This window comes from Sphingobium ummariense RL-3, assembly GCF_000447205.1.
Lineage (GTDB): Bacteria > Pseudomonadota > Alphaproteobacteria > Sphingomonadales > Sphingomonadaceae > Sphingobium > Sphingobium ummariense.
Window position 1 is genome coordinate 1 of sequence record NZ_AUWY01000127.1, and the last position, 24,369, is coordinate 24,369.

Sequence of the window (24,369 nt, forward strand, 5' to 3'; positions counted from 1 at the left end):
CCCGCCTTATTCACCAAAAGTGTCCTGAAGGGTTGGCGGGAGTGGCGTAAGCCTCTGATCTGAATTAGGAACTGGGTGTCTAAGCCGAACCTGCCGCAGGGCAGAAAATGCCACGGGCCACACCCGCCATGAACGATGATATCGCAAGCTCATTTGGATTCCCAGCAGTCGGCCGCAAGAAAATCACAGCTGCGTTCGACGGTGGCCGGCTTACCTCGGATGGCGGTGTTCTACTGCTTGCACAGGCCGAGCGCGCGATGGGGATTTGCCAGCGCCTGGCGGCTTGTATTGCCGATCCGCGCGATCCAGCGCGGGTGATCCATCGCCTGGATGACATTCTGCGTGCCCGTGTGTTCGCGATTGCGTGCGGCTATGAGGATGCCGATGATCTCGATGCTCTGCGCGACGATCCAGGCTTCCGCCTGGCGCTCGGCAAGCTGCCGGAATCGGGCGCGGGGCTGGCCAGCCAACCGACGATGAGCCGGTGGGAAAATGCACCGACTACGCGCGAACTGGCCAGCATGATGGCCGCGATGATCGACATCTACTGCGCCAGCTATCCCGCCCCTCCGACAGCGGTCACGCTGGATATCGACGACACGTGCGACGTCGTGCATGGCTATCAACAGCTCTCGTTCTGGAACGGGCATCATGGGGAGCGCTGCTTCCTACCGATCCATATCTACGACACCGCGACCGGCAGGCCGGTGGCCATGCTGCTGCGCACAGGCAAGACGCCTTCTGGAAAGGAGGCGGCGGGGCACATCCGACGCCTGGTGCGTCACCTGCGCCGTAATTGGCCCGATACCCACATCACTATCCGCGGCGACGGGCACTATGGTCGACCCGAGGTCATGGCCTACTGCGATGCGGCCCGCGTCGATTACGTGTTCGGCCTGCCCACCAATTCAGCGCTGCGCGCCGATCCCGCCATTGTTGCGGTCGCCGATGCCTGCGCGGTCAAGCGCGCCCAGCGTCAGTGTCCCGTCCTGCGCAACTATGCCGAGACCCGCTATGGGGCAAAGACCTGGAAGTGCCAGCGTCGCGTCGTTGCACGGATCGAGGCCAGCACGCTGGGCATGGACATCCGCTATGTCGTCACCTCGTTGGCAACAGGATCGGCCGAGCACATCTACGACACGCTCTACTGCGCGCGTGGTCAGGCCGAGAACCTGATCAAGCGCCACAAGTCCCAGCTCGCCAGCGACCGAACCTCGTGCCGCTCGGCCAATGCCAATCAGATGCGCCTGATACTGCACACTGCCGCATACTGGCTGCTATGGCGCATCCAGCAGGCGATGCCCAGGACCGCTGCTCTGGCAAGCGCGGAGTTTACCACCTTGCGCCTGCGGCTGCTCAAGGTCGCTGCGCGCGTCGTAGAAAGTGCTAGCCGCATCCGCATTGCCTTCGCTTCCGCCTGTCCGGATGCCGACCTGTTCCGCGCCCTCGTTCTCCGGCTGAAGCCTGCGCCGACGTAGCCCATGCGGCAGCGCCGCAGAACTCCGAGCCCAGCCCTTCAACCCGAAAAGCCCATCAATCCGAATGCGGTGAAACAAACGCCAGCGATGCCGGTCGTCCGCGCAATACAGCCAGCCGCAGCAAATGCCCAGAGCGGGCCCGAAACCGAGCGTCGTGAATAAGAGAGGTTAGCCGCGCCTCGCTGCCATAGACTTGAACCGCGATGCGCCGACTCGTTCCATCCTCTTCGGCGGCGAAGTGGAGCATCCCCTGCGCTCTGTCGAATTGGCTCGTATCGACGGTCTGGAGAACAACGCGAACCGGCTCGACCGAATCAATGCCGCCCTCCGCGAGTGTCGAGGCAACTTCGACATAGCCTTCATCGAGCTCGAAGCGCGTGGAGTGCATGCCCTTGCCCTTGGTCGCCGCGACCTTGACTGCTTGATTTAACAGTATCCTCGAAAAGGGGATGTCGGGACAGCCGATCGTGGCCAACGCAGCACGCACATCGGCGAAAACGACAGCGTGGTCGATCTCGGTATTGCGATGGATCAAGATCGCGCAATAGGGGTCGCTGAAGCGCCACGCATATCGGACGATGCTGCGATCGAAGCGCTGACGATAGGCATCGAACCGATACCGCTCGAGCCCTTCTTCTTGCACGAAATCCTTCGGGCGCCAGCGATTCCAGCCTTCCTTGCTCTGGTGCCAGACCATCGAGAGTCCCGCCGCATCAAGTTCAATATGCTTAAGTTCGAGCGCGTCGGGGAATTCGAGACTCGTAGCGGAATTCAGCGTGCCGGCATGCGGACTTGCGGCAATGCCGCCGGCGAGAGTGGCAACGTCAATCTGCGGCGGTTCCACGAGATAGAGATGTTGGTCGCCCCATCCTTCAACTTCGGCCAGCCAGGCTTCCAGCATGTTCTGGGAAATGAGGTCGGCATCTATCGCGGCCTCGAGGTTATTCGAGAAATCATCCTTAGTCGTGCCGATCTTGGCCCCGCTGTCTCGCAGTAGCTCCTTGATGAAAGTGTTCCCTTGGGCCACGATGACCTTACGGGCCAGCTCCTTTAGCTGCGCCTTAGTAAGTTGATTGTCTGCCATCCCCCCCCTCCCGGTCGGCGATTTGCTCGGCTAAGTCCAGCGACAGTACAGGTCCTGTAGTGATCGTTGCGGCTGTATTCTCCCATCGCCATTAGCCACGATCTCTCGCTCTATAGCAAGACGCAGATGCAAATTTTGCTGGCTATTAACAAACGCTAGGCTACCAAAGACCGAAACGTCGACAGTTCCACGCTCTATTCTACGCTGTCGGGTTACCTGTTGAGCAGACTTGGGAAACGACCTTCAAATTCGGGCGAGCCCGACGCTTAATCGCATAGCGTCTTGCCCGCAGATCTACGGCGCCCAATTCTTGAACTCGATTCCGAAGGCCGACGGGCTGAAGCGATACTGATTGCCCTTCGGATCTGCATAGCACAGCCAGTATTCGAGCGGCGGGTTCGAAGGCACGACTGGCCCGATCTGCTGCGCAGCAGCAGCCAAGATCGACATAGAGCCATGGGTATAGAAGCTGATCTCGCGCTTGATGCCAAGCACCTCCTTGACGATCGATTTGGTGAACTTCGCGTGGGACTTGCACTCTACTCCGAGCGCAATCTCCTCGTGCGAAGGCCGTCCGATCACGCCGTCGAAGACGACAACGATGTCGATCTCGTGATAGCTGCACAGGCCCCTTGATCCACTAATCGTGCTGCCCAGCGTGCCGACCTCGATGTCGGTATAGATATTGAAGCGCTGGCCGCTCGCCGGATGATGAATCCGGAAATGCGGGTCGCCCGGCTGAATCATGCCGGGACTTTGCTTGAGCTCCAGAATCCTGCCGCTGAACGAGATATTGAACCCGCGGCCGCGAAGCTCCTCGATCGTTCTGCTCAGTACATAGAACTCATAGAGTTTCCCGGCGGTGAGCTTGCGCACCTCGGCGTTTGCGGCACGCCGGCTTTCGAAGCGCTGGATGAGCGACCGTAGCTCGCGCCGAGCGCGTTTTAGGCTGATGCCGCTCATGCCAGGTCCGCCGCCTCTTCTGGATCGGGCCCACCCTCATCTCGCATGATGGCGTCGATCAGACGGTCGAGATCCTTGCGGACGTCGGAGAGGCGCGGGAGATCAAAATAGAGCGGATCGCGAGCGCCGCCTGCTTCGTCCGCCATCGGCAGAATGTGCAGGTCCGGTGATGGCTGATCCATGGTTTGCGCCAAGCGGTTGCGAGCGTCATCAAGTGTCGCGGCATCCTCCAGCGCCATCATGCGGTCGAGCGCCTCGAGCATGAGCACGAGCCGCTTTCGCGGCTCGGGACGATAGCGGCCGTCCGGTGTGTCCTCGGCATAGGTGGCATCATCCGCCAGTTCGGGTGCACCCAGCCGCCGAAAGTCTTCTGCCAGCTCGAACGCAAGCATTTCGCGGTCCCGATCGTCCATGCTCCCCCTCTCGGACTGTCGAATGGTGGCTCGGACCAGCGTGCGGCAAATGGCGGGGGCGTGCCAGCAAAAATCATCAAAGGCATGGCGCGCGTCGTGGCGCTCGGCCGTTGAAGCGGGCCGCGTAATCGATCACAGCTCGGGCGCGGGCCGGTGGCAGTGTCGGTCCGCCGTCCGCTGGCTCTCGCCCCGGCGTGAGGCGCTCGATGGTCGAGACTTGCAACATCGCTCGCGCGGCCAAGTTTGCAGCCGAGTCGCCCAGGTTGCCAGACAGACGGCAAACTGAACCGGCGCGGAGGACAGCTATCCACAGCTCCGTTTCGGCAAGCGGCCTCACGGCTAACGGCCCGCTTCTGACGTTCCGAGGTGCCGGTCGGGCGAAAGTTGAACGTCGGCTTCTGACAAGAGCCGCCGTTCGACACGCCGCAGGCGAACGGCGGCTAAGTCCCAGAGTCGGCCCATCTGGTTCGTCCTACATAAAGTGAATGCACGACCGCTTTCGGAAACCCGCCTTGAGCCCGGGAAGTTTCGGTTAGTCGGCGCAGGCGGGCTTCGTCTACTTCGAGCTAGTCAAACCGGCGAGGATGTGAAGCCAACCTGACGCGCAGCCTTCCATGCCTTCACATAGTCGATGAAGGCTCTGAACGCTGCGGAGGGATGGCGTTGGCGCGGATAGTACAGCGCCTCCCCCTCGAACGGTGGCGTCCAGTCGGCGAGGACCTGGACAAGTCGTCCATCGGCAAGGAAGGTCTCGGCCTCGCGGCGTTCGACATAGGCGAGGCCGAGACTCGCCGCGGCCGCCTTGGCGGCGAGGTCCGTGTTCCCGAGGATAAGTCGGCCGGCGACATCCACGTTCGCGACGCGGCCGCCTTTGCCGAACTCCCAGGCCATGATGATGCCGCTCGGCAGCCGGGCGCGGATGCATTCATGGGCGAGGAGATCGCCGGGCGTCTGGGGGATACCTCGCGCGTCGAGATAGCCCGGTGCGCCGACGACCACCAAAGCCTCCTCGATGCCGAGGGACAGGGCGATCATGTCCTGGGGCGCAATCGTCCCCAGGCGCAGGCCGGCATCGAAACCTTCGGCAATGATGTCGACCAACCGGCCCTCGGTGACGAGATCGATGCGGATATCCGGATACTCCGCCATGAAGCCGGCGACGATGGGCAAGAGCCGGTCGGCGCCCCAGGTGGAGGCATTGAGGCGGATCAGCCCCGCCGGCCGATCCCGTAGCTCGTGCACGCCCTCGATTGCCTCGGTGATCTCGGCCAGCGCCGGGCGCACCCGCGCCAGGAATGCCTCACCGGCCTGCGTCAACGAAACGCTGCGAGTGCTTCGCGCAAGCAGGCGGATGCCGAGCCGCTTCTCCAGATTGGCGATCAGGTGGCTGACCGACGAGGGCGACATATGCTCTGGACGCAGCGTCGATGGGACGGGTCTACGGCCTATGCGGAGAGCAAGCTGCTCGACGTCCTGCTCGCCTTCGCGATTGCCCGACGGTGGCCGGACGTGCTGTCGAATGCGCTCGAGCCGGGCTGGGTGCCGACCCGAATGGGTGGTCCGGGCGCGCCGGATGACATGGACAAAGCGCCTCGGACGCAAGCGTGGCTCGCCGTCAGCGACGATGCTGCTGCGCGCGTCAGCGGTGACTACTTCTATCATCAGCGTCGCCGCGCCGCGAACCCACAGGCCTCCGACGTCGCTCTTCAAGATCGCCTTCTGCGGAGATGCGAAGAACTGTCGGGTGTCGGCATTCCCCATTCACAAGCAGGTCTCGCTGAGACCAGTCGTGGGGCCGGGCTTGAATGATGGTTCGATCACGCGGGCCGTTGATTTCCGCTATCGCAGGATAGCCGTTCAGAAGGTGCCTGGCGGCACACAGCCCAGTTGGGTTTACAGTGCGCGGCCGATCAGCGCTCGCTAAGTGTCGGGTGTTTGCAAACAACTTGCCGCTAATCATGCTGCGCGGGAATGACTGCGAAGTCCCAACGTCGGTCTAGCTGCCAGCGACTGCCGGATGAACGAAAGGCAGTTTTCAGGGAGCCGTTTTGCACGGTCGAATGTCGGCTATGTTGGCGGGATCTGACATCAATGCCCTGAACCAGGTATGTCCGCTATCCTGCTGTCGCCGCTCCAAACCGGACTGAGCAGAATTCCCAGTCCTTGCCATGAGCCACCTTGCTGTCGGGTCGGGAGTTGTGGGAGTGGAGGGAGCTTGGACACAGGGGGCTAATTTGGGCGAAGCGGCATTATAATGCCGCTTTGCTCAAATTGAGCGCAATTTTGCTGACTTTCGCCGGATCGGCACTTCAGTGCCCTGGCCATTGCGGGGGTTTGAAGAGCTACGCATAGTGCTGAGGACGAAGCGAATTGCCGCTTCTGAGTCGCCGGATCCGATGGGATCGGGAATGGCCGCAAGGAGATTTCCAATGTTCATGCCGTTGAAGCAACAGGATGAATTTGGCTTCGGCGCAGGGGCTGCTACCGGCCGGGAGGGTGTCAACCAGCCGAGGGGGAAGGCGGCCATCAAACCCCAAGCGAGATTCGAACAAATGCGAAAATAAAAAGGCAAAAAACAATGATGTAGAAAATTCAGAAAAGGAACAAAAACAGGTCTATAACGCTAACGCGTTGAAAAAAGACACAATTATCCCCTGTGAATTTTAGTGGCTCCCCGAGTAGGATTCGAACCTACGGCCATTCGATTAACAGTCGAATGCTCTACCGCTGAGCTATCGGGGAGCAGCCCGGCTTCCGCCGGGCAGGCCGCGCCTATAGCAGTGGCCTTCTCGGAATGGCAAGCGCCAAGTTCCAGAATTTTTCAGGCGATGAACTGCTCTGCGGCAATGCGGTCATCCAGCGTGTGTTCGGGGTCGAACAGCAGGGTGAGCGGCGTGGCGCGGTCGATCCCTACCTCCACCTGCGCCACGTCGCGGACTTCGCGCTGATCGGCGACGGCGCTTACCGGGCGCTTGACCGGGTCGAGCACGGTGAAACGGATGGCCGTACTTTCGGGCAGGATCGCGCCGCGCCAGCGCCGAGGCCGGAAAGGGCTGATCGGTGTCAGTGCCACCAAGCCGGACCCCAGCGGCAGGATCGGTCCGTGGGCGGAAAGATTGTAGGCGGTCGATCCCGCCGGCGTCGCCACCAGCACCCCGTCGCACACCAGTTCCGGCAGGACCGAACGGCCATTGACCTCCACTTCCAGCTTGGCGGTCTGGCGGGTTTCGCGCAGCAGCGACACCTCGTTGATGGCGGGAATCGAAAAGCGCTCCCCGTCCACCGTATCGACGGTCATGCGCAGCGGATTGACCTTGAAGGATTTGGCGCTCGCCAGCCGCTGGTCCAACCGTTCCAGCCGCCATTCGTTCATCAGGAAGCCGACCGTGCCCAAGTTCATGCCGAACACTGGTACGATCCGCCGACCTTCCAGCATTGCATGCAGCGTCTGCAGCATGAACCCGTCGCCGCCAAGCGCGATGATCAGATCGGCCTCATGCGGCTCCACGAAATCATAGGCGGCCCGCAGCCGCTCCTCCGCCGCCTTGGCGGGCGAGGTAGGCGACGCGACCAGGGCGCGGCGAGGCTCGCCGCTCATCCGCCGGTAACGCTCATATGCCGGTGAGCCGCGGAGGAAACACCCTGCGCGTCGATGTGGAAATCATGCCGGGCGGGCTTGCGCAGCAGCGCGCGGTCGACCAGCGCGGCGACCGCTTCGAGACCATCGTTGCGCAGGGCATCACGCAGGTCGACATGGTCCTCATGGCCGAGGCACAAATAGATCTTCCCTTCGCAGGTCATGCGGATGCGGTTGCAGTCCGCGCAGAAATTGCGGGTGAGGGGAGTGATGAGGCCCAAGCGGATGCGCAGCCCCTCGACGGCGTGATAGCGCGCGGGTCCGCCCGTCCGGTCCGTCACCGGTCGCAGCCCATATTCGCGCCCGATCATGTCCACCACCTGGGTGAGCGGCAGGTAATGACGGGTGCGGTCCTCGCCGGTTTCGCCCAGCGGCATCGTCTCTATCAGCGTCAGGTCGAAATCATGCGCATCGCACCAGCGCAGCATCGGCAGGATCTCGTCCGCGTTGATGCCGTTCAGCGCCACCATGTTGATCTTGACGGCAAGGCCAGCCGTTTTCGCCGCGTCCAGGCCCGCCAGCACCCTTTGCAAGTCGCCGCCGCGCGTCACATGGGCGAAGCGTTGCGGGTCCAGGCTGTCGAGACTGACGTTGATCCGCCGTACGCCTGCATCGAAGAGCATGTCGGCATGTTCGACCAGCCGCGTGCCATTGGTGGTGAGCGTTAGCTCCTCCAGCCCGCCGCCCTGAAGATGGCGACCGATCCGGCGGACCAGGTCGCCCACGTCGCGGCGGACCAGCGGCTCGCCGCCGGTCAGGCGTATCTTCCGCACACCGCGCGCGATGAACATATCGGCGAGCAGCGCGATTTCCTCAAGCGTCAGAAGCTGCGACCGCGGCAGGAATTGCATCCTTTCCGCCATGCAATAACGGCAGCGCAGGTCGCAGCGATCCGTAACGGAAATCCGCACATAGCTGATCCGTCGGCCAAGACCGTCGGTGAGCGGGGTGGGGGCGGCATCGGCCATGGCCATGGCGCATAGCTAGGCGATGCCCCTGTTCCGCGCAAGCACCACCGCTTGCGGTGATGACAAGAGGCGGATAACGCCGGTGATGCCGGGAATGTGCGATGTTTTGCCCCCGGGGGAGTGTGCGGCAGGTGGACGGCGATACGGCGCGACATGGACAGTATGGGCTTTTCATCCTGTCCTTGCGGGATCGCGACGGGTTGTGCGCGGCGGCCCGGGATGCCCGGTGGCTTGCGCTTGGCGCGCGGCGTGCCGCCGATGCGCCGATACGCTATCAGCGCAGCGGCGCGCAGATCGCGCTCGTCGACCTGAGGGAAGGAAATGCCGAAGCGCTGCTGGTGCCGATGGTACCGGTGGTCGAAGCGGGCGGCGGGGCCTTGATCGTCCTCGTGGACGAGGGGACGCTGGAGCAGGTGCCGGGCTGGCTTCAGGCAGGGGCCACGCATTTCCTGCCTTCCTCCTTTTCTCCGGCGATGCTCGCGGCGACGTTGCGGTCGGCGGAGCGGCTGGTGGAACGGCTGGCGGGCGGCGCGGCCGGGCCCGCCCGTCCCCGTATCCGTTGGGGCGAGACGCAGGAAGACGATGCCGCCAACCGCGATTATCTGACCGGCCTCCGGTCGCGTCGGGCGGCGCTTGGCTGGCTCGACCGGAATGCAGGCACGGGCACGACCGTCCTGCTCCTTTCGATCAGCCAGTTCGACCGGATGAACGCCGCCTATGGGCAGATGGTGGGCGACGCCCTGCTCGGGCGGATCGCGCGGCGGATCGAGCGGCTGGCGGAGGATGTCACGCCCGCCGCGCTGATCGCGCGCATCGGAGGCACCGAGTTCCTGGTGGGCCTGACCGGCGAGGCGGCGGCGGGGGAGCGGGCCACCTTTCTCGCCCGGCAGCTGATTGCGGCGATCGGCCGGCCGTTCAGCGCGGGCGATCATCTGATCCGCCTGACGGCGCGCTGCGGCATTGCCCAGTCGCGACCGGAGGACGACGGGGCGGAGCTGATCCGGCGGGCAGGCGCTGCGCTGGTGGACGCGCGCAGGGGCGGGGGAGAAGGCATCCGCATCCTGTCCGCCGAGCGACGCAGCCGTCAGGTCGACGCCGACCAGCTGGAAACCGACCTGCGCCTCGCGCTCGACCGGGGGGAGATCGGCATCGTGTTCCAGCCGCAATATCCGGTGCACCAGGAACGGATCAGCGGCGTGGAGGCGCTGGCCCGCTGGAACCATCCGCAATATGGCCCGCTGGGTGCGGGCATGCTGTTCGCCACGGCCGAGCGGTCCGACTATATGCTGCCGCTGTCGGCGCATATCCAGGCGGAGGCGCTGCGGCAGGCGGCGCGGTGGCCGGCGGGGATGGGCAACCTTCGCCTGTCGATCAACGTCACCGCGGCCGACATCGCTCAGCCGAGCTTCCTGGCCGATTTCCTGGCGCTGGTGGACGGGAGCGGATTCCCGCGGGCGCGCCTGACGGTGGAGATCACCGAGAGCGGGCTGATCGAGGATGTGGCGGGCGCCGCCGCGCTGCTGACCGCGCTCCGATCCGAAGGACTCGCCGTCGCCATCGACGATTTCGGCACCGGCTATTCCAGCCTCGCCTATCTCAAGAACCTGCCGCTCGACTATCTCAAGATCGACAGCGGGCTGGCGCAGGACATCGCCGGGACGGCGCGGGACCGGATCATCGTGCGCGGCGTCATCCACATGGCGAAGTCGCTGGGGCTCAAGGTCATCGCCGAGGGGGTGGAGACCGAGGAGCAACTGGACCTGCTGGCCCGGGAAGGCTGCGATTTCTATCAGGGGTTCCTGCGTTCGGCTGGCATCTCCTCCGCTGAGCTGGTCGATCTGGCGCTACAGGGACAGGCCTAGGGTGGCGACCAGCCGGGCGCCGGCATGTTCGGCGGTGCCCGGCGCGATGTCCGTATCGGCATAGCGCAATCCCGCCGACCAGCGGCCGCTGAGATAGTCGATACCAAAGCCATGGTCCCAATAGGCGCCGGCCGGCCGGAGTCGCGCCGCGCGCAGCGGGTCGTCGCTGTCGCCTGACGACCGGCCGACGCGGGCCGACACGGTGAAGGGGGTGCCGGGGATCCCAGCCGCGGCGGTGGCGGATACATGGAGATTGTCGCCGCCGATCGCCGATTGGTGCGGCGCATAGCCGGCGAAGAGGTCGAGGCTCGCCGGGCCGATCAGGAATCCCGCACCCGCGCCGACCTCTCCATAGCCCTGGTGCGACCCGCCGGGGAACAGGTGGTAGCGTCCCTGCGCCGAAAGGCGCCAGCCGCCGACCTGCCGGACGAAGGTGGGGCCAAGGTCGATGACGGCGTCCGCCCCGCCATGGCGGCGGCTGCCGCGGAGCGTCACCGCAGTCGCGTCGAGGCTGAGCCCGTCCGCCACCGGGGCCGACAGGCCGGCGCGGAGCACCGGATCGCCGTCGCTCCAGCTGAGGCCCCTGCGGCGCTCGTCGCTGGCGACCTCCAGCGTAACGGAAGGACCGGCCGCAAATTGGGCGGCGGCCGGAACGGCATGGCCGGCGAGCGTCAGTGCGCCGAGCCATGCCAGGAGGGGAAGGCGCTCAGTTCGACGCAAAGGCCCGCACCGAATCGAGTTCCGCGAGCAGCGGCGCGCGGTCGGCTTCCGCCACGGCGATCAGATGCTCGCGGATGCTGTCGCGATGCTGGGCCAGATTGCGCTCGCCCGATCGGCGGCCCGGCGTGCAGGCACCGGCCTCGCTGCCCGAGAAGCTCTTGTCGGTGGCGATGGTGCGGGCGAGCGCCGGGCCGTGATCCAGCTTGCGGTCGACGACGATGGTCGCGGTCCACTGGCAGCGCTGGCCGTCCATGCGGTTGGGCGCGCGGACGCCGACGGTCTTCGTGCGTATCTCCGCCCGGGCGGTGTAGGTGGCGCCGAGCTGCTGCCCGTGATGTTCCAGCGAGACGCTGTGGGTCGCGGCGGCGGCCGCGAGCGCGATGATCAAACTCATGTCCATATTCTCCTGCTTGCGACGCCGCACTTTGCCGTGCGGTCGTCACAGCATGATCTAGGTTTCGACTGTTGCTGGTTGTTTTCCCGATGATGATGAATGGCGACATTCCGGTGAAAGGGACGGCGAAGGTGCAACACCGGCGCGCCGCGCCGAAGTTCACAGCGTCGTCGGGTTTTCCGACGCGGATTCGAGCCGAAAGTACCGCCAAAGTCACGGCGACGCGACAGTCAGGCCACAGCGACGCGCCACCGACGCGACACCCGGGTAACAGCGACGCGCCACATAGGCGCCACTGACGCGACAGGGTGGGAGGGGGAGGGGCGTGCTGTTCCGTCCGGGAGGATGGATCGGAGAAAATCCTATTTTCATAGGGGTTTGCGCGGGCAAGTGCTTTCCTCTTTTCAACACTCCTCGTAGATAGGGCTGGGCAGGGCGGTGAAAGGGTGGCCGACGCTGATTGCTGCGAAGCCGCAATTGACGCAGTCTAAGCAACCGATCGAAGAGAGGATTTCGGATGGCTCGCCCCTTATCAATGAACTGCCCCGGTGGTCGGTGGCGGTGCTTGCTGTTGCCGATCGCCCTTTTCATCGTCGCCGCGGCGCCCGCGCCCATGCCACGCCTGGAAAGCAAGGACGGCCGGCACGCCTTGATCGTCGACGGCAAGCCGTTCCTGATGCTGGGCGCGCAGGTCAACAATTCGAGCAACTATCCCTCTGCGCTGCCGCAGGTCTGGCCGATGGCGCATCGTCTTCATCTCAACACGCTGGAGGTGCCGGTCGCCTGGGAGCAACTGGAGCCGGTCGAGGGGCAGTTCGATTACAGCTTCGTCGACACGCTGCTGGCCGAGGCGCGCAAGAACGACATGCGCCTGGTGCTGCTGTGGTTCGGGACGTGGAAGAACGGATCGTCCACCTATGTCCCCGAGTGGGTGAAAACCGACGGCAGGCGTTTCCCGCGCGCGCTCCGCGCCGACGGCACCGCCACCGCGACCCTCTCCCCCTTCGGCGAGGCGACGCTGGCCGCCGACAAGCGCGCCTTCGTCATGCTGATGCGCCATCTGCGCGCCGCCGACCCGCAGCACACCGTCATCATGGTGCAGATCGAGAATGAGGTCGGCAGCTGGAACGAGGCCCGCGATTACTCTCCCGCCGCGCAGACGGCCTTCGCCGCGCCCGTTCCGGCCGAGGTCGCCGCGGCGCTGCACGCACCGGCCGGTAGCTGGGCGAGCCTGGGTCCGCGCGCCGAAGACCTGTTCTCCGCCTGGGCCTATGCGCGCTACATAGATGCCTTGGCGGTCGCCGGGAAAGCCGAAAAGCCGCTGCCGATGTACGTCAATTCGACGGTGGCCGACCCGTTCCAGACGGGCGGCGCTGCTCATGGCGCCCCATGGTGGCCGAACCTCGACGTCTGGAAAGCCGCCGCCCCGCATGTCGAGATGGCCGCGCCCGACATCTACGATCATGACGCAAAGGCGTTCGCCGGGATTCTCGACCGCTATGCGCGGCGCGACAATCCGCTGTTCGTGCCTGAACTCGGCAACTCGCTCGACATGGCGCGCTTCTTCTGGCTTGCGCTGGGCAAGGGCGCTGTGGGCTTTGCACCGTTCGGCATGGATGCGACCGGCTATGTGAACTATCCGCTCGGCGCGCGCGTGCTGGACGACGCCACGCTGGATGCCTTCGCAGCGCCCTATGCGTTGTTCGACCCGATCGCCGGGGACTGGGCCGCCATCGCCGCCGCGCATCCCACCTGGGGATCGGCCAAGAGCGAGATCGGCGAGGATCAGTCGACGGTGCTGGGTCGCTGGCGGGTTCGGGTGAGCTACGGCCTCAACAGCTTCGGCGAGCCCGACTGGAAATTCAGCAAGATGGTCCCGCCCGACTGGGCGGACCAGCCGGTCGGCGGCGCCGTCGTCGCCCAGATCGACGCCGACACCTTTCTCATCGCGGGCCAGTACAGCCGCCTGCGCTTCGCTCTGGCTCAACCGGGCCAGGGGGAAGCGCCGATGATCCTGTCGGCGGAGGAGGGCAGCTTCGTCAACGGCAGCTGGGTCATGCAGCGCCGCTGGAACGGCGACCAGATCGATTACGGCTTCAACTTCGGCGCGAAGCCCGCGCTGCTGCGTGTCCGGTTGGGGAGCTACAAATAGGCGTCGCCGCTTCGGGGGAGGACAGGCGGACGCGCCACGCCGAAGTTCATAGCGTCGTCGAGGTTTTTCAGAACGGATTCGGGCCAAAAGTACCGCCAAGGCCACGCCGACGCGACAGTCAGGCCACAGCGACGCGACAGTGACGCGACACCTGGGTAACAGCGACGCGCCACATAGGCGCCACCGACGCGACAGGGTGGGAGGGGGAGGGGCGTACTGCTCCATCCGGAAGGATAGATCAGAGAAAATCCTATTTTCATAGGGGTATGCTGGTGGGAGGATGACTGCCTTGGGAGCGCATTGTTGGCTGGTAGCTATTCGACAGCTTTTGGTCCTCAACGGCACGGAGCGGATGTTGTGACCGGCGATCGACCGGGTCCAATTGGCCGCTTTGGAGCCGGTTTCTTGGAGCGCGCATTGGAGACAGGGGACGCACGAGTGAAGCGCGCAGCATTGCGCCGTGATTCTGCGAGCCTATGAGGGCAAAGAACACGATATTATCGACGCGCCGTTGCATTACGCAAAAAATCGTGGCATAAATCCTTCCGCACTAACTGGGGCTACTCGATGGATATTCGCCGTACCATTCTGGATACCGTTCCGAAGGAACTGTGGATCGACCTGGAAGACCGTCACCGCGCCGAGGCATTCAAGGCGCACGACGTCGTGAAAACGAACATTCCGCTTAACGCGAAGCGCAGTCGGGAAGTTGAGGGACAAATCCGGTTCCGCCTGCAGGAGCAGGGCTATGAGGAGGTCGTGCAGCTCCATGGCGGCCATCTTGTCGAAGACGGCATCATGCCGGGCACCGATCTGCGCGTCTATCAGCCTTTTGCACGGTTCCAGGGACCGGAGGTTGGCGTCATCCTCGGTTTCGCCGCGATGCCCGAGCCGCGTAAGATGCCCGCGAAGAACATGTCGCGCGCTGCTGGCGTTTCCTTGAACTGGCATCTCCAGCCGAGCATGTTCGACGATCCGAAGAGCGTACGTGCGAACGACATCTTCGTGCTCTTTCTGACTGCTCGTGATCGCAACAAAGCCGGTATGATTGAAGAAATTGCGGTCGGCGTCATCGGCGCCGATTACAAGGATTTCATCTTCTATGAATCGCTCGAAGATTTCCTGCGCGGGTATGGCGAAGGTAGCTCAGCGCCCGATGGTCCCGACGATTCCGACGATCGGGGTGCCGAGATCAAACTCCGTACGACTCGCAAGCTCTTCCTGCCTCCGGAGAACCGTCCGGATAGCGACGCTGAAGACGCCTCAAGCGAATAAATCGATCGTATTGAAAAACGTGCTTTTTATGCTTCGCACCCTTAAGAGGGTGCGAAGCCGTAAGGACTCTGTCCATGAGGATTGGTACTCCGGGATTCATACCGGCTCGGCTCACCGAGATCCGTCATGCGCGGCGCATCCCTTCTCGCGCTGCTCTCGCTAGACGTCTTGATGCAAGCTCCAGCTCGGTCTCGCGGTGGGAAGACGAAGACTCCGATCAGACGCCCGACCCAGCGATGCTCGTCCGTATGGCGGGAGAGCTCCGGGTTCGTCCGGAATATTTTCTTCGCGACACCTACGAAAGCGATCGGCCGACCTTTTTGCGTTCGCTGTCGAGTACACTGGTTCGGGACTTGGCGTATCAGAAGGCTCAGATGCAGTGGTTGCACGAAGCCAGCTACATCATCAGCCATTATGTGGATCTGCCCGAGGTCGATATTCCCGATGTCCTTGCAGGTGCTGACTATACGCAGTTACGCGATGAGGATCTTGAGCAGATCGCACTCGACTTGCGGCGACATTGGAATCTCGGTGAAGGACCTAGCGGCGACATTGTCGCCTTGATGGAACGCATCGGCGTCGTTGTCGCGACCATCCCAATGAACACGACGAAGCTCGATGGCCTCTGTAGCTGGTCGCCCATCGACGGACGGCCGCATGTGTTGCTGGCCACCGACAAAATGTCCTTTCCTCGTAGGCAGATGGATGCTGCGCATGAGCTTGCGCACGCCATTCTCCATAGGAGCGTGCCGGCTGAGGAATTCGAAGCCAACCTCCGTATGATCGAGCGTCAGGCTTTCCGGCTCGGCAGCGCCTTCCTGATGCCATCGACAAGCTATCCGCATGAGGTTCGTCGCTGCTCGCTTGCGGTGTTGGCTAATCTCAAGGAGAGGTGGCGGGTATCGATTAAGGCTCAGATCAAGCGCCTTTATGATCTCGACATCATTCCTGAAGATTTGTCGCTTCAACTTTACAAACTCTATTCGGCGAAGGGGTGGTCGAAGGGCGAGCCGCTGGACCAGCACTGGCCTATCCAACAGCCGCGAGCTCTTCGCGACAGCCTTAACCTGATCGTCGACAATGGCGTGCGCAGCAAAGCGGACCTGCTCGCGACGGAGTTCACCATCTCGGCAACCGATGTCGAATTGCTTTGTGGTCTATCGCCGGGCTGGTTTGAACGCGATGCGGCTGAGGTCGTGACGCTGAAGCGCACTGCATTGGATGGCCAGGCGGCCCCGCAAAGCGAAGGTCAAGTCATCGCTTTTCCGGATCGCCATCGTCGCTGACGCGGAGGCAATCCCCGCCAGCACGACAGGGAGCAGCAACCAGACGATTAGCTTGGTCGCGATGTGGAACGGGCGCACGACGCCGCCCCGTCGAAAGGGATTTTCTAATGGCAGGCACAGACTATGATGGCATTGAAGCCGTATTCAGGATTGCGAAGAAGGGAGAACAACTAGACACGTTCGCCATCGAAGTCCTGACATTCCACGCGGCTGTTGAATACGAACTCGAACAGGTCATCAAGAAGCTTTTACCTCATCCCGACAAGCTATTCGGGAAAGGGGTGAAATTCTCTTTCCCCCACAAAGCTCGCCTACTATGCGCTTTATGGCAGAAAGATCCGAACGACGCGGACAAGCTGAATGCGGTATTGAAGGCGCTAGAGGATTTGCGGAACGAAGTCGCGCATCGAGGCGACATTCCCCTAAAGAACTACAAGGCGAAACTCACGGAGGCGTTCCGCGAGATAGAGCCGGCAACTGGTGACGATGCCTCCATGCTTGAGATTGCACAGGGCATCAGCATGTTTATTGCCGATGACGCGGGTACTCTGGCGGGGTTCAAAGCTACGCTGGATGCTTTCGATAACCTTGTAAACGAGCGGCTGCCAAAGGCGTTCGGCGTTGAGAGGAAAGATCGGACATAGCGGACATTCTCACAAATTTAGAACCGACCTCCGCTTTCTGGTGTGCGAGTTGATCCGAGCGATGATTGCTGTTGACGCAAAGTCATCGTCGAGCGAGCCGGGGCAACTGGCGCCCGCCTCCCCCTCATCCCGCCGCCTTCGCTAGCCCCTTCGACAGTTGCAGCGCGCCATTGAGCCGCGCGCCCGGGTCGGGCCAGTTGCGGTTGACCACCAGCTTGCTGTCGGGGCGTAGCCGCGCGACACCGTCGAGGCGCTGTATATAGGCGACCAGGCCCGCCGGGTTGGGGAAGCGGTCCTCGAAGAAGCTGACGAGGGCGCCCTTTGGCCCGACGTCGATGCGGGCGATGTTGGCCTTTACGCAATTCTGCTTGATCTCGATGATCTTGAGCAGGTTCTGCGTCGGCGCGGGGAGCTTGCCGAAACGGTCGATCAGTTCGGCGGCGAAGGATTCGAGGCCCTGGCGGTCCTCCAGCTCGTTGATCCGGCGATAGAGGCCCATGCGCAGGTCAAGGTCCGGCACATAGTCGTCCGGGATCATGATCGGCGCGTCGACGGTGATCTGCGGCGAGAAGCTGTCGCGGCGCGGCTCCAGGCCGACTCCGCCCGCCTTCGCGTCCATGATCGCGTCCTCCAGCATCGACTGGTAGAGCTCGAAACCGACTTCCTTGATGTGGCCGGACTGCTCGTCCCCCACCAGGTTGCCCGCGCCGCGAATGTCGAGGTCGTGGCTGGCGAGCTGGAAGCCGGCACCCAGCGTGTCGAGGTCCGACAGCACCTTCAGGCGCTTTTCCGCGGTTTCGGTGATCACGCGGTTTTCCGGCGTGGTGAGATAGGCATAGGCGCGCGTCTTCGACCGGCCGACGCGGCCGCGCAGCTGGTAGAGCTGGGCAAGGCCGAAGCGGTCGGCGCGGTGGATGATGAGCGTGTTGGCGCTGGGGATGTCCAGCCCGCTTTCGACGATGGTGGTCGAGAGAAGCACGTCGTAGCGCTTGTCGTAGAAGGCGGACATCCGCTCCTCCACCTCGGTCGCGCTCATCTGGCCATGGGCGACGACGGAGCGGACCTCCGGCACTTCGGTGCGGAGATATTCCTCTATGTCGGACAGGTCGGAGATGCGGGGGACGACGAAGAAGCTCTGGCCGCCGCGATAATGCTCGCGCAGCAGCGCCTCGCGGATCACCACCCCGTCCCAGGGCATGACATAGGTGCGCACGGCGAGGCGATCGACCGGCGGGGTCTGGATCACCGACAGCTCGCGCAGGCCCGACATCGCCATCTGGAGCGTGCGGGGAATGGGCGTGGCGGTGAGGGTGAGGACGTGGACGTCGGTCTTGAGGGACTTCAGGCGCTCCTTGTGGGTGACGCCGAAGCGCTGCTCCTCGTCGACGATGACGAGGCCGAGGCGCTTGAACTCGATGCCCTTGGTCAGCAGGGCGTGGGTGCCGACGACGATGTCGATGCTGCCGTCGGCCAGGCCCGCCTTGACCGCTTTCGCCTCCTTGTCGGGGACGAGGCGGGAAAGGCGGCCGATCTCGATCGGGAAGCCGCGGAAGCGATCGACGAAGTTCATGTGATGCTGGCGGGCGAGCAGGGTGGTGGGGCAGATCACCACCACCTGCATCCCCGCCATCGCCGCGACGAAGGCGGCGCGCAGGGCGACCTCCGTCTTGCCGAAGCCGACGTCGCCGCAGACGAGGCGGTCCATCGGCTTGCCGGCGCCCAGGTCCTCGATGACATCGGCGATCGCGCGGTCCTGGTCGTCGGTTTCCTGATAGGGGAAGCGGTCGACGAAGGCGGGGTAGCCGGCGGCGTCGGGCTCCGCGACGGTGGCGGGGCGCAGGGCGCGCTCGGCGGCGGTCTTGAGCAGCTCTCCCGCGATCTCGCGGATGCGCTCCTTCATCCGGGCCTTGCGGCGCTGCCACGCCTCGCCGCCGAGCTTGTCGAGCGCCACGCCCTCGCTGTCGGAGCCGTAGCGGGAGAGGACTTCGAGATTTTCGACCGGAACGTAGAGCTTGTCGCCGCCGGCATATTCCAGCGCGACGCAGTCATGCGCCGCCTTCGCCACCGGGATCTGGGTCAGCCCCTCATAGCGGCCGATGCCGTGGTCGGTGTGGACGACGAGGTCGCCGGGGGAGAGCGTCGCAAGCTCCTGCAGGAAGGCGTCGGCGCTCTTCTTGCGCTTGGCGCGGCGGACGAGGCGGTCGCCCAGCATGTCCTGCTCGGTCAGCAGCGCGACGTCGGGCGCGGCGAAGCCATGGTCGAGGGGCAGGACGATGAGGGTGACGCTGCCGCCCGCCGCGGTGCCCAGCGCCTGCTGCCAGTCGTCCGCGGCGGCGAGCCGCTTGACGCCATGGTCGGCGAGCAGGCCCGAGAGCCGCTCGCGCGCGCCGACGGAATAGCTGGCGATCACGACCTTCTTCTTCGCGCGCTGGAGCGTGGCGATATGCTTGCCCACGGCTTCGTAGACATTGGCGTTCTGCGCGCGTTCCGGCGCGAAGTCGCGCGGGCCATCCACGGCGAAGTCGAGCACCGTGGCGCTTTCCGGCTCGTGGAAGGGCGTGGTCGCGTGCATCGGCCAGTCGCGCACCGACGCGGCCCATTCGCCGGCGTCGAGATAGAGCGCTTCGGGTTTGAGCGGGCGGTAGGCGCCGGGGTCGGACGACTTCGCCTGGACGCGGTTGGCATGATAGTCGCGGATCGCATCGAACCGCGCCTCGGCCGCGCCCGCGACGCCATGGTCGAGCACGACGACGGTGTCGTCGCCCAGATGATCGGTGAGGGGGACCAGCCGTTCCTCGAACAGCGGCAGCCAATGCTCCATGCCCGCGAGCCGCCGCCCGTCGCTGACCGCCTGGTAGAGCGGGTCGCCGGTCGCGGTGGCGCCGAAGATCTCGCGATAACGGCCGCGGAAGCGCTTCACCGTCTCCTCGTCCAGCAGCACTTCGGAGGCGGGGAGGAGGGTGAGGCCGTCGACGCTGCCGGTGGTGCGCTGGTCGGACGGGTCGAAGCGACGCACCGTCTCGATCTCGTCGCCGAAGAAGTCGAGGCGCAGCGGCTGTTCCTCGCCGCCCGGGAACAGATCGACGATGCCGCCTCGGATCGCGAACTCGCCGCGGTCGTGGACGGTGTCGGTGCGGACATAGCCGTTCGCCTGGAGCATGTCGGCGAGGCGCTGGATCGCGATCCGCTCCTTGGGCGCGAGCTTTGCCACGAGCTGGCGGACGCGGAAGGGGGTGAGCGTGCGCTGGGTCAGGGCGTTGATGGTGGTGAGGACCAGCTGCGGCCCCTTCGGCCTGGCCTGAAGCGCGTGCAGGCCCGCGAGACGGGCGGCCGCCGTGCGCAGCGAGGGGCTGGCGCGGTCATAGGGCAGGCAGTCCCAGGCGGGGATCTCCACGATCTCCAGCTCCGGCGCGAAATAGGGCGCGGTTTCCGCCACGGCGCGCATCAGCTGTTCGTCGGGGGCGACGAACAGGGCGCGGCCCGGGCCGGAACCGCTTGCGGCGCGGGCGATGTCGGCGAGCAGCCAGGGCTGGAACCCCGCCGGCACGCCGGAGAGGGTGAGGGGCGCCTTGGCCTTGAGGATCCTGGGGAGGTCGGTCATCTTTTTCTTCCTTCCTCCCCCGTCGGGGAGGGGGACCGGCGAAGCCGGTGGAGGGGTATTGCGCTATCGAGGGGAGGATACCCCTCCGTCTGGCCTGCGGCCGGCCACCTCCCCTGCCAGGGGAGGATCTTTGGATCAGTTCTCGATCCTCACGAAATCGAGCTTCAGGAAGCGGTCCATCATGGGACCGGCATAATCCTCCGGCACGGGCAGGGTTCCGAGCGCCCAGGCCATGATGTCGGCGTCCTGCTCGTCCATGAAGCGTTCGAACCAGGCGATCTCCTCGTCCGACCATTGCGCATGATAGCGGTCGAAGAAGCCGCCGACGGTATAGTCCGCCTCGCGGGTGCCGCGGTGCCAGGCCCGGAAGTGCAGGCGGCGCATGCGGGGATCCTCGTTCACAATTTGTTCCTTTGACGAACATGGCCGTAGAGGCCGATCGGGTGTTTGCGCACCGTCCCGGCTGCGGTAGAGCCTGCGCAGATAGACATGCGACCCGATATTCTCAATCCGCTATTCGCCGAAATTGCGGCGCTCAAGGGCATCGGCCCGACGCTGGCCCGTCCGCTCGAGCGGCTGGGGCTGGCGCGCGCGGTGGACGTCGCCTTCCACCTGCCGGTCAGCTGGGTCGACCGCAAGCTGACCGACGAGCTGGACATGGCGGATGCGGGCCGGGTGATCGGCATCGTCCTGACGCCGGTCGATTACCGGGCGAGCGGCAGCGCCCGCGCGCCTTTCCGCGTGCACGCGACCGACCGGCACGGGAACGCCGTGTCGCTGATCTATTTCGGCCGGAACAGCGCCTGGCCGCGCAAGCTGCTGCCGCTGAACGAACCCAAATTCGTGTCGGGCAAGCTGGAAAGCTATGGCGACGCGCTGCAGATCGTGCACCCGGACTATGTCCTGCCGCCCGAGGAGGCGGCGACGATTCCCGCGCGCGAGCCGGTGTACGGGCTGTCCGAGGGGCTGACCAACAACCGGATGCGCGACCTGGCGGCGCAGGCGCTGGCCCGCGCGCCGGAGCTGCCCGAATGGATCGAGCCCAGCGTGCTGGCGCGCAAGGGCTGGCCGGGCTGGCGCGAGGCGCTGGCGCGGGTCCATGCCGATCCGTCCGATGCGCTGGCCCGCGAACGGCTGGCCTATGACGAGATCTTCGCGGGGCAGCTGGCGCTGATGCTGGTGCGCCAGTCGTCGCGGCGGCGGCGCGGGGTGCCGATCGCGGGGGACGGGCGGCTGCGCGCGGGGCTGAAGCTGCCCTTCGCGCCGACCGGCGCCCAGCGTCGCGCCATTGGCGAGATCGAGGGCGACATGGCGCAGGCGACGCCGATGCTGCGCCTGCTGCAGGGCGACGTGGGATCGGGCAAGACGCTGGTGGCGCTGATGGCGCTGCTGAACGCGGTCGAGGCGGGGATGCAGGGCGCGCTGCTGGCGCCGACGGAAATCCTGGCCCGCCAGCATTATGAGACGCTGCGCCGGATGGCCGCCGGGCTGCCGGTGGAGATCGCGATCCTGACCGGCCGGGAAAAGGGCCGCGTGCGCGAGGCCACGCTGATGGGGCTGGCGGACGGCAGCATCCATATCCTGGTCGGCACCCATGCGATCTTTCAGGAGGCGGTGCAGTATCGCAGCCTGGGCCTGGCCGTCATCGACGAGCAGCACCGTTTCGGCGTGGCGCAGCGGATGATGCTGGCGTCCAAGGCGGAACGGGCGCCGCACCTGCTGGTGATGACGGCGACGCCGATCCCGCGCACGCTGACCCTGACCTATTATGGCGAGATGGACGTGTCGCGCCTGGACGAGATGCCGCCGGGGCGCCAGCCGATCCAGACGCTGGTCATGTCCGCCCAGCGGCTGGACGAGGTGGTCGATGCGCTGGCCCGCCATGTCGACGGCGGCGGGCAGGCCTATTGGGTGTGCCCGCTGGTGGAGGAGAGCGAGACGAGCGATCAGGCGGCGGCCGAGGCGCGCGCGGAATCGCTGCGGATGCGCTTCGGCGAGCGGGTCGGGCTGGTCCACGGCCGGATGAAGGGGCCGGAGAAGGACGCCGCGATGGAAGCCTTCGCCGCCAATCGCACGCAGATCCTGGTCGCGACGACGGTGATCGAGGTGGGCGTGGACGTGCCCAATGCCAGCCTGATCATCATCGAGGGCGCCGACCGTTTCGGCCTTGCCCAGTTGCACCAGCTGCGCGGGCGAGTGGGGCGGGGCGACAAGCCGTCCGTCTGCCTGCTGCTGCGCGGCAATGCGCTGGGGGAGACATCGCGGGCGCGGCTGGCACTGATGCGCGAGACCAATGACGGCTTCCGGATCGCGGAGGAGGACCTGAAGCTGCGCGGTGCGGGCGAGATCCTTGGCACGCGCCAGTCGGGCGAGATGCAGCTGAAGCTCGCCACGCCCGAGCATCTCGCCGCGCTGCTCGACATGGCACGCGACGACGCGCACCTGCTGATGGAGCGGGACGGCGGTCTCAGCGAGGCGCGGGGGGAAGCGGCGCGGACCTGCCTCTACCTGTTCGAGCGCGACGCTGCGGTGGGGCTTCTGCGAAGCGGGTGACTCTCGTCATCGTTGTGAGGTTCTCCTATACTTTCGATGACTTCCCGTTTGCGAGGGTCGCAAAGCATCGAGAAAGCAAACCCGATGGAGAGTGCCACACCCGCCATTCTGCTGTTCCTCCGGACGGACTTCTTGGCCGCACGTATCGCAGACGGCAGAGCTATACCGAGAGCCACTGTAAGTACGATGGCGACCATCCCTGCCATGAGCAAGTCAGTGCACAAGAGGTATGAGGCTTCCTGCCAGGCCGAACAGGACCAGTAGGACGATTACTGAGGGAAGTCGTTTATTCTCCCGCAGCTTGGTTACATGACGGGCGATGACTGCATCGTCCCGCCGCCCGGTAAAGGCCCATGCGACGAGCACCAGCCACAGGATGAACGATAGAAGAGTTAGAGGGCTCAATTTATAGATCAGCGCACGCTCTGGATGTTTGCAAGCCGTCGCCAGAAGCGCCGGCAGAGCGATGTAGGCTACCAAGCCGGCTAACGTAGCAATCGATAGAATGATAGCATTCGGCATACTTCTACTCGATTTTATCAACTTGCTTGAACGGGTTATAAAACAACGCTTCGACTTGAATGTCGAAGAATGCTGCAAGTTTGTACGCAAGTGGTAGGGACGGATCGTACTTATCTGCCTCGACTGCATTTATTGTCTGGCGAGACACCTCCATGCGCTCTGCCAATTCCCCTTGGCTGAGGCCACGGGCGACCCGTTCCTCGCGCAGGCGGTTTTTCACGATGCTGCCGATCGGTGGGTAAGCCACCAATGAAGACGCGCGGTAGCGTAGCCAGCGAATTGAAGCACCCAGACCGAGGCTGCGCCTGCAAAGATCGGGCTGCGGACTCCGCTGAACACCAATACCAGCACCAGTCCGGCAGCCCCGCCAAAACTTCCGCCCCAATACCAGCTGTCAAGGCGGCTATCTCGCTGCATGTGATCTAGTCTGCGCCAGCGTGGCACCCCAGCGAGGAAGGCGCCGGTCAGGACCATTAAGGCCAGCGCGCCGCTCAGCATGAAAGATTGGTGGTGGGGGATAATAGCTATCAAAAGCCCGGCGAGAGCCGCAGCGGAGATCGCCAGTACCCCGGCAACCACAATCTTCTTCTGTCTTTCTGTAACCATCATACCCGCCTTCAGCCTGTAAAGAAAGTTAGACAGCTAGGCCGAATTGTCAAACATTTTTTACATTTTGCCGGGGAAGCTTCGTTGTGCGGATTGGGTGTTTCGGGACCTTCTGGGTGCCGAGCCAGCTCTGGCACCAACGCAGTCGGGTGAAAATTTCTCATTATTCCATAGTTTGTAGATACCTCCGCCTCGGAAGGGAGCGTTTGCC

At 64.3% G+C, this 24,369-nt stretch carries 21 protein-coding genes, 1 tRNA gene and 1 pseudogene; 8 read left to right on the plus strand and 15 right to left on the minus strand.

The window, feature by feature from the left end; translation table 11 throughout:
• Positions 1 to 128: 128 nt before the first annotated feature.
• Positions 129 to 1,478, plus strand: coding sequence for an IS1380-like element ISSp1 family transposase (locus M529_RS45370; protein ID WP_013039775.1), 1,350 nt, complete (start codon positions 129 to 131; stop codon positions 1,476 to 1,478).
• Positions 1,479 to 1,533: 55 nt separating this feature from the next.
• Here M529_RS45370 and M529_RS50085 read toward each other — a convergent pair whose 3' ends face one another.
• The 5 genes and pseudogenes from M529_RS50085 to M529_RS50765 all read right to left on the minus strand — a co-directional run.
• On the minus strand, positions 1,534 to 2,562 hold the full coding sequence (locus tag M529_RS50085; RefSeq protein ID WP_031295624.1) for a hypothetical protein: 1,029 nt from the start codon (positions 2,560 to 2,562) through the stop codon (positions 1,534 to 1,536).
• A gap of 294 nt (positions 2,563 to 2,856) precedes the next feature.
• On the minus strand, positions 2,857 to 3,525 hold the full coding sequence (locus M529_RS45380) for a hypothetical protein (RefSeq protein ID WP_021319880.1): 669 nt from the start codon (positions 3,523 to 3,525) through the stop codon (positions 2,857 to 2,859).
• On the minus strand, positions 3,522 to 3,938 hold the full coding sequence (locus tag M529_RS45385; protein WP_021319881.1) for a hypothetical protein: 417 nt from the start codon (positions 3,936 to 3,938) through the stop codon (positions 3,522 to 3,524). The genes M529_RS45380 and M529_RS45385 overlap by 4 nt, the downstream gene beginning before the upstream one ends.
• A gap of 570 nt (positions 3,939 to 4,508) precedes the next feature.
• Positions 4,509 to 5,255: a LysR substrate-binding domain-containing protein gene (locus M529_RS45390; RefSeq protein ID WP_201766365.1), complete on the minus strand. Its 747-nt coding sequence runs from the start codon at positions 5,253 to 5,255 to the stop codon at positions 4,509 to 4,511.
• A gap of 33 nt (positions 5,256 to 5,288) precedes the next feature.
• Positions 5,289 to 5,345: pseudogene (locus M529_RS50765) on the minus strand (helix-turn-helix domain-containing protein); the annotation flags it as partial.
• Between M529_RS50765 and M529_RS49855 the strand changes: the two are divergent.
• A complete protein-coding gene (locus M529_RS49855; RefSeq protein ID WP_021319883.1) occupies positions 5,346 to 5,747 on the plus strand; it encodes a Rossmann-fold NAD(P)-binding domain-containing protein in 402 nt (133 codons plus the stop codon).
• 858 nt (positions 5,748 to 6,605) lie between these two features.
• Here the strand turns inward: M529_RS49855 and M529_RS45400 are convergent.
• The 3 genes from M529_RS45400 to moaA form a co-directional block, all read right to left on the minus strand.
• Positions 6,606 to 6,680, minus strand: a tRNA-Asn gene (locus M529_RS45400).
• Positions 6,681 to 6,759: 79 nt separating this feature from the next.
• On the minus strand, positions 6,760 to 7,536 hold the full coding sequence (locus tag M529_RS45405; protein ID WP_021319885.1) for an NAD kinase: 777 nt from the start codon (positions 7,534 to 7,536) through the stop codon (positions 6,760 to 6,762).
• Complete coding sequence (moaA, locus tag M529_RS45410) at positions 7,533 to 8,549, minus strand: GTP 3',8-cyclase MoaA (RefSeq protein ID WP_021319886.1); 1,017 nt, start codon at positions 8,547 to 8,549, stop codon at positions 7,533 to 7,535. The genes M529_RS45405 and moaA overlap by 4 nt, the downstream gene beginning before the upstream one ends.
• Positions 8,550 to 8,674: 125 nt before the next feature.
• On the opposite strand from moaA, the gene M529_RS45415 reads away from it, so the two are divergent.
• The gene (locus M529_RS45415) at positions 8,675 to 10,405 is read left to right on the plus strand and encodes a putative bifunctional diguanylate cyclase/phosphodiesterase (RefSeq protein ID WP_031295626.1); all 1,731 of its coding nucleotides are present in this window, start codon (positions 8,675 to 8,677) and stop codon (positions 10,403 to 10,405) included.
• Here M529_RS45415 and M529_RS45420 read toward each other — a convergent pair.
• Together M529_RS45420 and M529_RS45425 are read right to left on the minus strand one after the other, a co-directional pair.
• On the minus strand, positions 10,388 to 11,125 hold the full coding sequence (locus M529_RS45420) for a TorF family putative porin (RefSeq protein ID WP_021319888.1): 738 nt from the start codon (positions 11,123 to 11,125) through the stop codon (positions 10,388 to 10,390). The genes M529_RS45415 and M529_RS45420 overlap by 18 nt on opposite strands.
• The gene (locus M529_RS45425; protein WP_031295630.1) at positions 11,112 to 11,519 is read right to left on the minus strand and encodes a hypothetical protein; all 408 of its coding nucleotides are present in this window, start codon (positions 11,517 to 11,519) and stop codon (positions 11,112 to 11,114) included. The genes M529_RS45420 and M529_RS45425 overlap by 14 nt, the downstream gene beginning before the upstream one ends.
• A gap of 571 nt (positions 11,520 to 12,090) precedes the next feature.
• On the opposite strand from M529_RS45425, the gene M529_RS45430 reads away from it, so the two are divergent.
• The 4 genes from M529_RS45430 (at position 12,091) to M529_RS45445 (ending at position 16,876) form a co-directional block, all read left to right on the plus strand.
• Positions 12,091 to 13,671, plus strand: coding sequence for a DUF5597 domain-containing protein (locus M529_RS45430; protein ID WP_236617745.1), 1,581 nt, complete (start codon positions 12,091 to 12,093; stop codon positions 13,669 to 13,671).
• A 567-nt stretch (positions 13,672 to 14,238) separates the two neighbouring features.
• The gene (locus tag M529_RS45435) at positions 14,239 to 14,946 is read left to right on the plus strand and encodes a hypothetical protein (protein WP_021319891.1); all 708 of its coding nucleotides are present in this window, start codon (positions 14,239 to 14,241) and stop codon (positions 14,944 to 14,946) included.
• 74 nt (positions 14,947 to 15,020) lie between these two features.
• A complete protein-coding gene (locus M529_RS45440; RefSeq protein WP_031295635.1) occupies positions 15,021 to 16,232 on the plus strand; it encodes a helix-turn-helix domain-containing protein in 1,212 nt (403 codons plus the stop codon).
• 107 nt (positions 16,233 to 16,339) lie between these two features.
• Complete coding sequence (locus M529_RS45445) at positions 16,340 to 16,876, plus strand: hypothetical protein (protein ID WP_021319893.1); 537 nt, start codon at positions 16,340 to 16,342, stop codon at positions 16,874 to 16,876.
• A 124-nt stretch (positions 16,877 to 17,000) separates the two neighbouring features.
• On the opposite strand, the gene mfd is transcribed toward M529_RS45445, so the two are convergent.
• A complete protein-coding gene (mfd, locus tag M529_RS45450; protein ID WP_021319894.1) occupies positions 17,001 to 20,477 on the minus strand; it encodes a transcription-repair coupling factor in 3,477 nt (1,158 codons plus the stop codon).
• Positions 20,478 to 20,612: 135 nt separating this feature from the next.
• On the minus strand, positions 20,613 to 20,879 hold the full coding sequence (locus M529_RS45455) for an FAD assembly factor SdhE (protein ID WP_021319895.1): 267 nt from the start codon (positions 20,877 to 20,879) through the stop codon (positions 20,613 to 20,615).
• 87 nt (positions 20,880 to 20,966) lie between these two features.
• On the opposite strand from M529_RS45455, the gene recG reads away from it, so the two are divergent.
• Positions 20,967 to 23,030 (plus strand): ATP-dependent DNA helicase RecG, encoded by a 2,064-nt coding sequence (gene recG / locus M529_RS45460; RefSeq protein WP_021319896.1) that lies wholly within the window; start codon positions 20,967 to 20,969, stop codon positions 23,028 to 23,030.
• A 213-nt stretch (positions 23,031 to 23,243) separates the two neighbouring features.
• Here recG and M529_RS49505 read toward each other — a convergent pair whose 3' ends face one another.
• The 3 genes from M529_RS49505 to M529_RS45475 are packed head-to-tail and all read right to left on the minus strand — an operon-like array spanning position 23,244 to position 24,161.
• Entirely contained in the window at positions 23,244 to 23,552 is a 309-nt protein-coding gene (locus tag M529_RS49505; protein WP_152522673.1) for a hypothetical protein, read from the minus strand.
• 4 nt (positions 23,553 to 23,556) lie between these two features.
• Positions 23,557 to 23,772, minus strand: a complete 216-nt coding sequence (locus M529_RS45470) for a helix-turn-helix transcriptional regulator (protein WP_021319898.1) — start codon at positions 23,770 to 23,772, stop codon at positions 23,557 to 23,559.
• On the minus strand, positions 23,769 to 24,161 hold the full coding sequence (locus M529_RS45475) for a hypothetical protein (protein ID WP_021319899.1): 393 nt from the start codon (positions 24,159 to 24,161) through the stop codon (positions 23,769 to 23,771). Before M529_RS45475 ends, M529_RS45470 begins: the two co-directional genes overlap by 4 nt.
• Between the last annotated feature and the right edge of the window lie 208 nt (positions 24,162 to 24,369).

What these genes read in the sequence shown, in the direction of transcription:
- M529_RS45370 (WP_013039775.1), top strand. Translation starts at nt 129, where the DNA reads ATGAACGATGATATCGCAAGCTCATTTGGATTCCCAGCAGTCGGCCGC.
- M529_RS50085 (WP_031295624.1), bottom strand. Translation starts at nt 2,562, where the DNA reads ATGGCAGACAATCAACTTACTAAGGCGCAGCTAAAGGAGCTGGCCCGT.
- M529_RS45380 (WP_021319880.1), bottom strand. Translation starts at nt 3,525, where the DNA reads ATGAGCGGCATCAGCCTAAAACGCGCTCGGCGCGAGCTACGGTCGCTC.
- M529_RS45385 (WP_021319881.1), bottom strand. Translation starts at nt 3,938, where the DNA reads ATGGACGATCGGGACCGCGAAATGCTTGCGTTCGAGCTGGCAGAAGAC.
- M529_RS49855 (WP_021319883.1), top strand. Translation starts at nt 5,346, where the DNA reads ATGCTCTGGACGCAGCGTCGATGGGACGGGTCTACGGCCTATGCGGAG.
- M529_RS45405 (WP_021319885.1), bottom strand. Translation starts at nt 7,536, where the DNA reads ATGAGCGGCGAGCCTCGCCGCGCCCTGGTCGCGTCGCCTACCTCGCCC.
- moaA (WP_021319886.1), bottom strand. Translation starts at nt 8,549, where the DNA reads ATGGCCATGGCCGATGCCGCCCCCACCCCGCTCACCGACGGTCTTGGC.
- M529_RS45425 (WP_031295630.1), bottom strand. Translation starts at nt 11,519, where the DNA reads ATGAGTTTGATCATCGCGCTCGCGGCCGCCGCCGCGACCCACAGCGTC.
- M529_RS45435 (WP_021319891.1), top strand. Translation starts at nt 14,239, where the DNA reads ATGGATATTCGCCGTACCATTCTGGATACCGTTCCGAAGGAACTGTGG.
- M529_RS45440 (WP_031295635.1), top strand. Translation starts at nt 15,021, where the DNA reads ATGAGGATTGGTACTCCGGGATTCATACCGGCTCGGCTCACCGAGATC.
- M529_RS45445 (WP_021319893.1), top strand. Translation starts at nt 16,340, where the DNA reads ATGGCAGGCACAGACTATGATGGCATTGAAGCCGTATTCAGGATTGCG.
- mfd (WP_021319894.1), bottom strand. Translation starts at nt 20,477, where the DNA reads ATGACCGACCTCCCCAGGATCCTCAAGGCCAAGGCGCCCCTCACCCTC.
- recG (WP_021319896.1), top strand. Translation starts at nt 20,967, where the DNA reads ATGCGACCCGATATTCTCAATCCGCTATTCGCCGAAATTGCGGCGCTC.
- M529_RS49505 (WP_152522673.1), bottom strand. Translation starts at nt 23,552, where the DNA reads ATGCCGAATGCTATCATTCTATCGATTGCTACGTTAGCCGGCTTGGTA.
- M529_RS45475 (WP_021319899.1), bottom strand. Translation starts at nt 24,161, where the DNA reads ATGATGGTTACAGAAAGACAGAAGAAGATTGTGGTTGCCGGGGTACTG.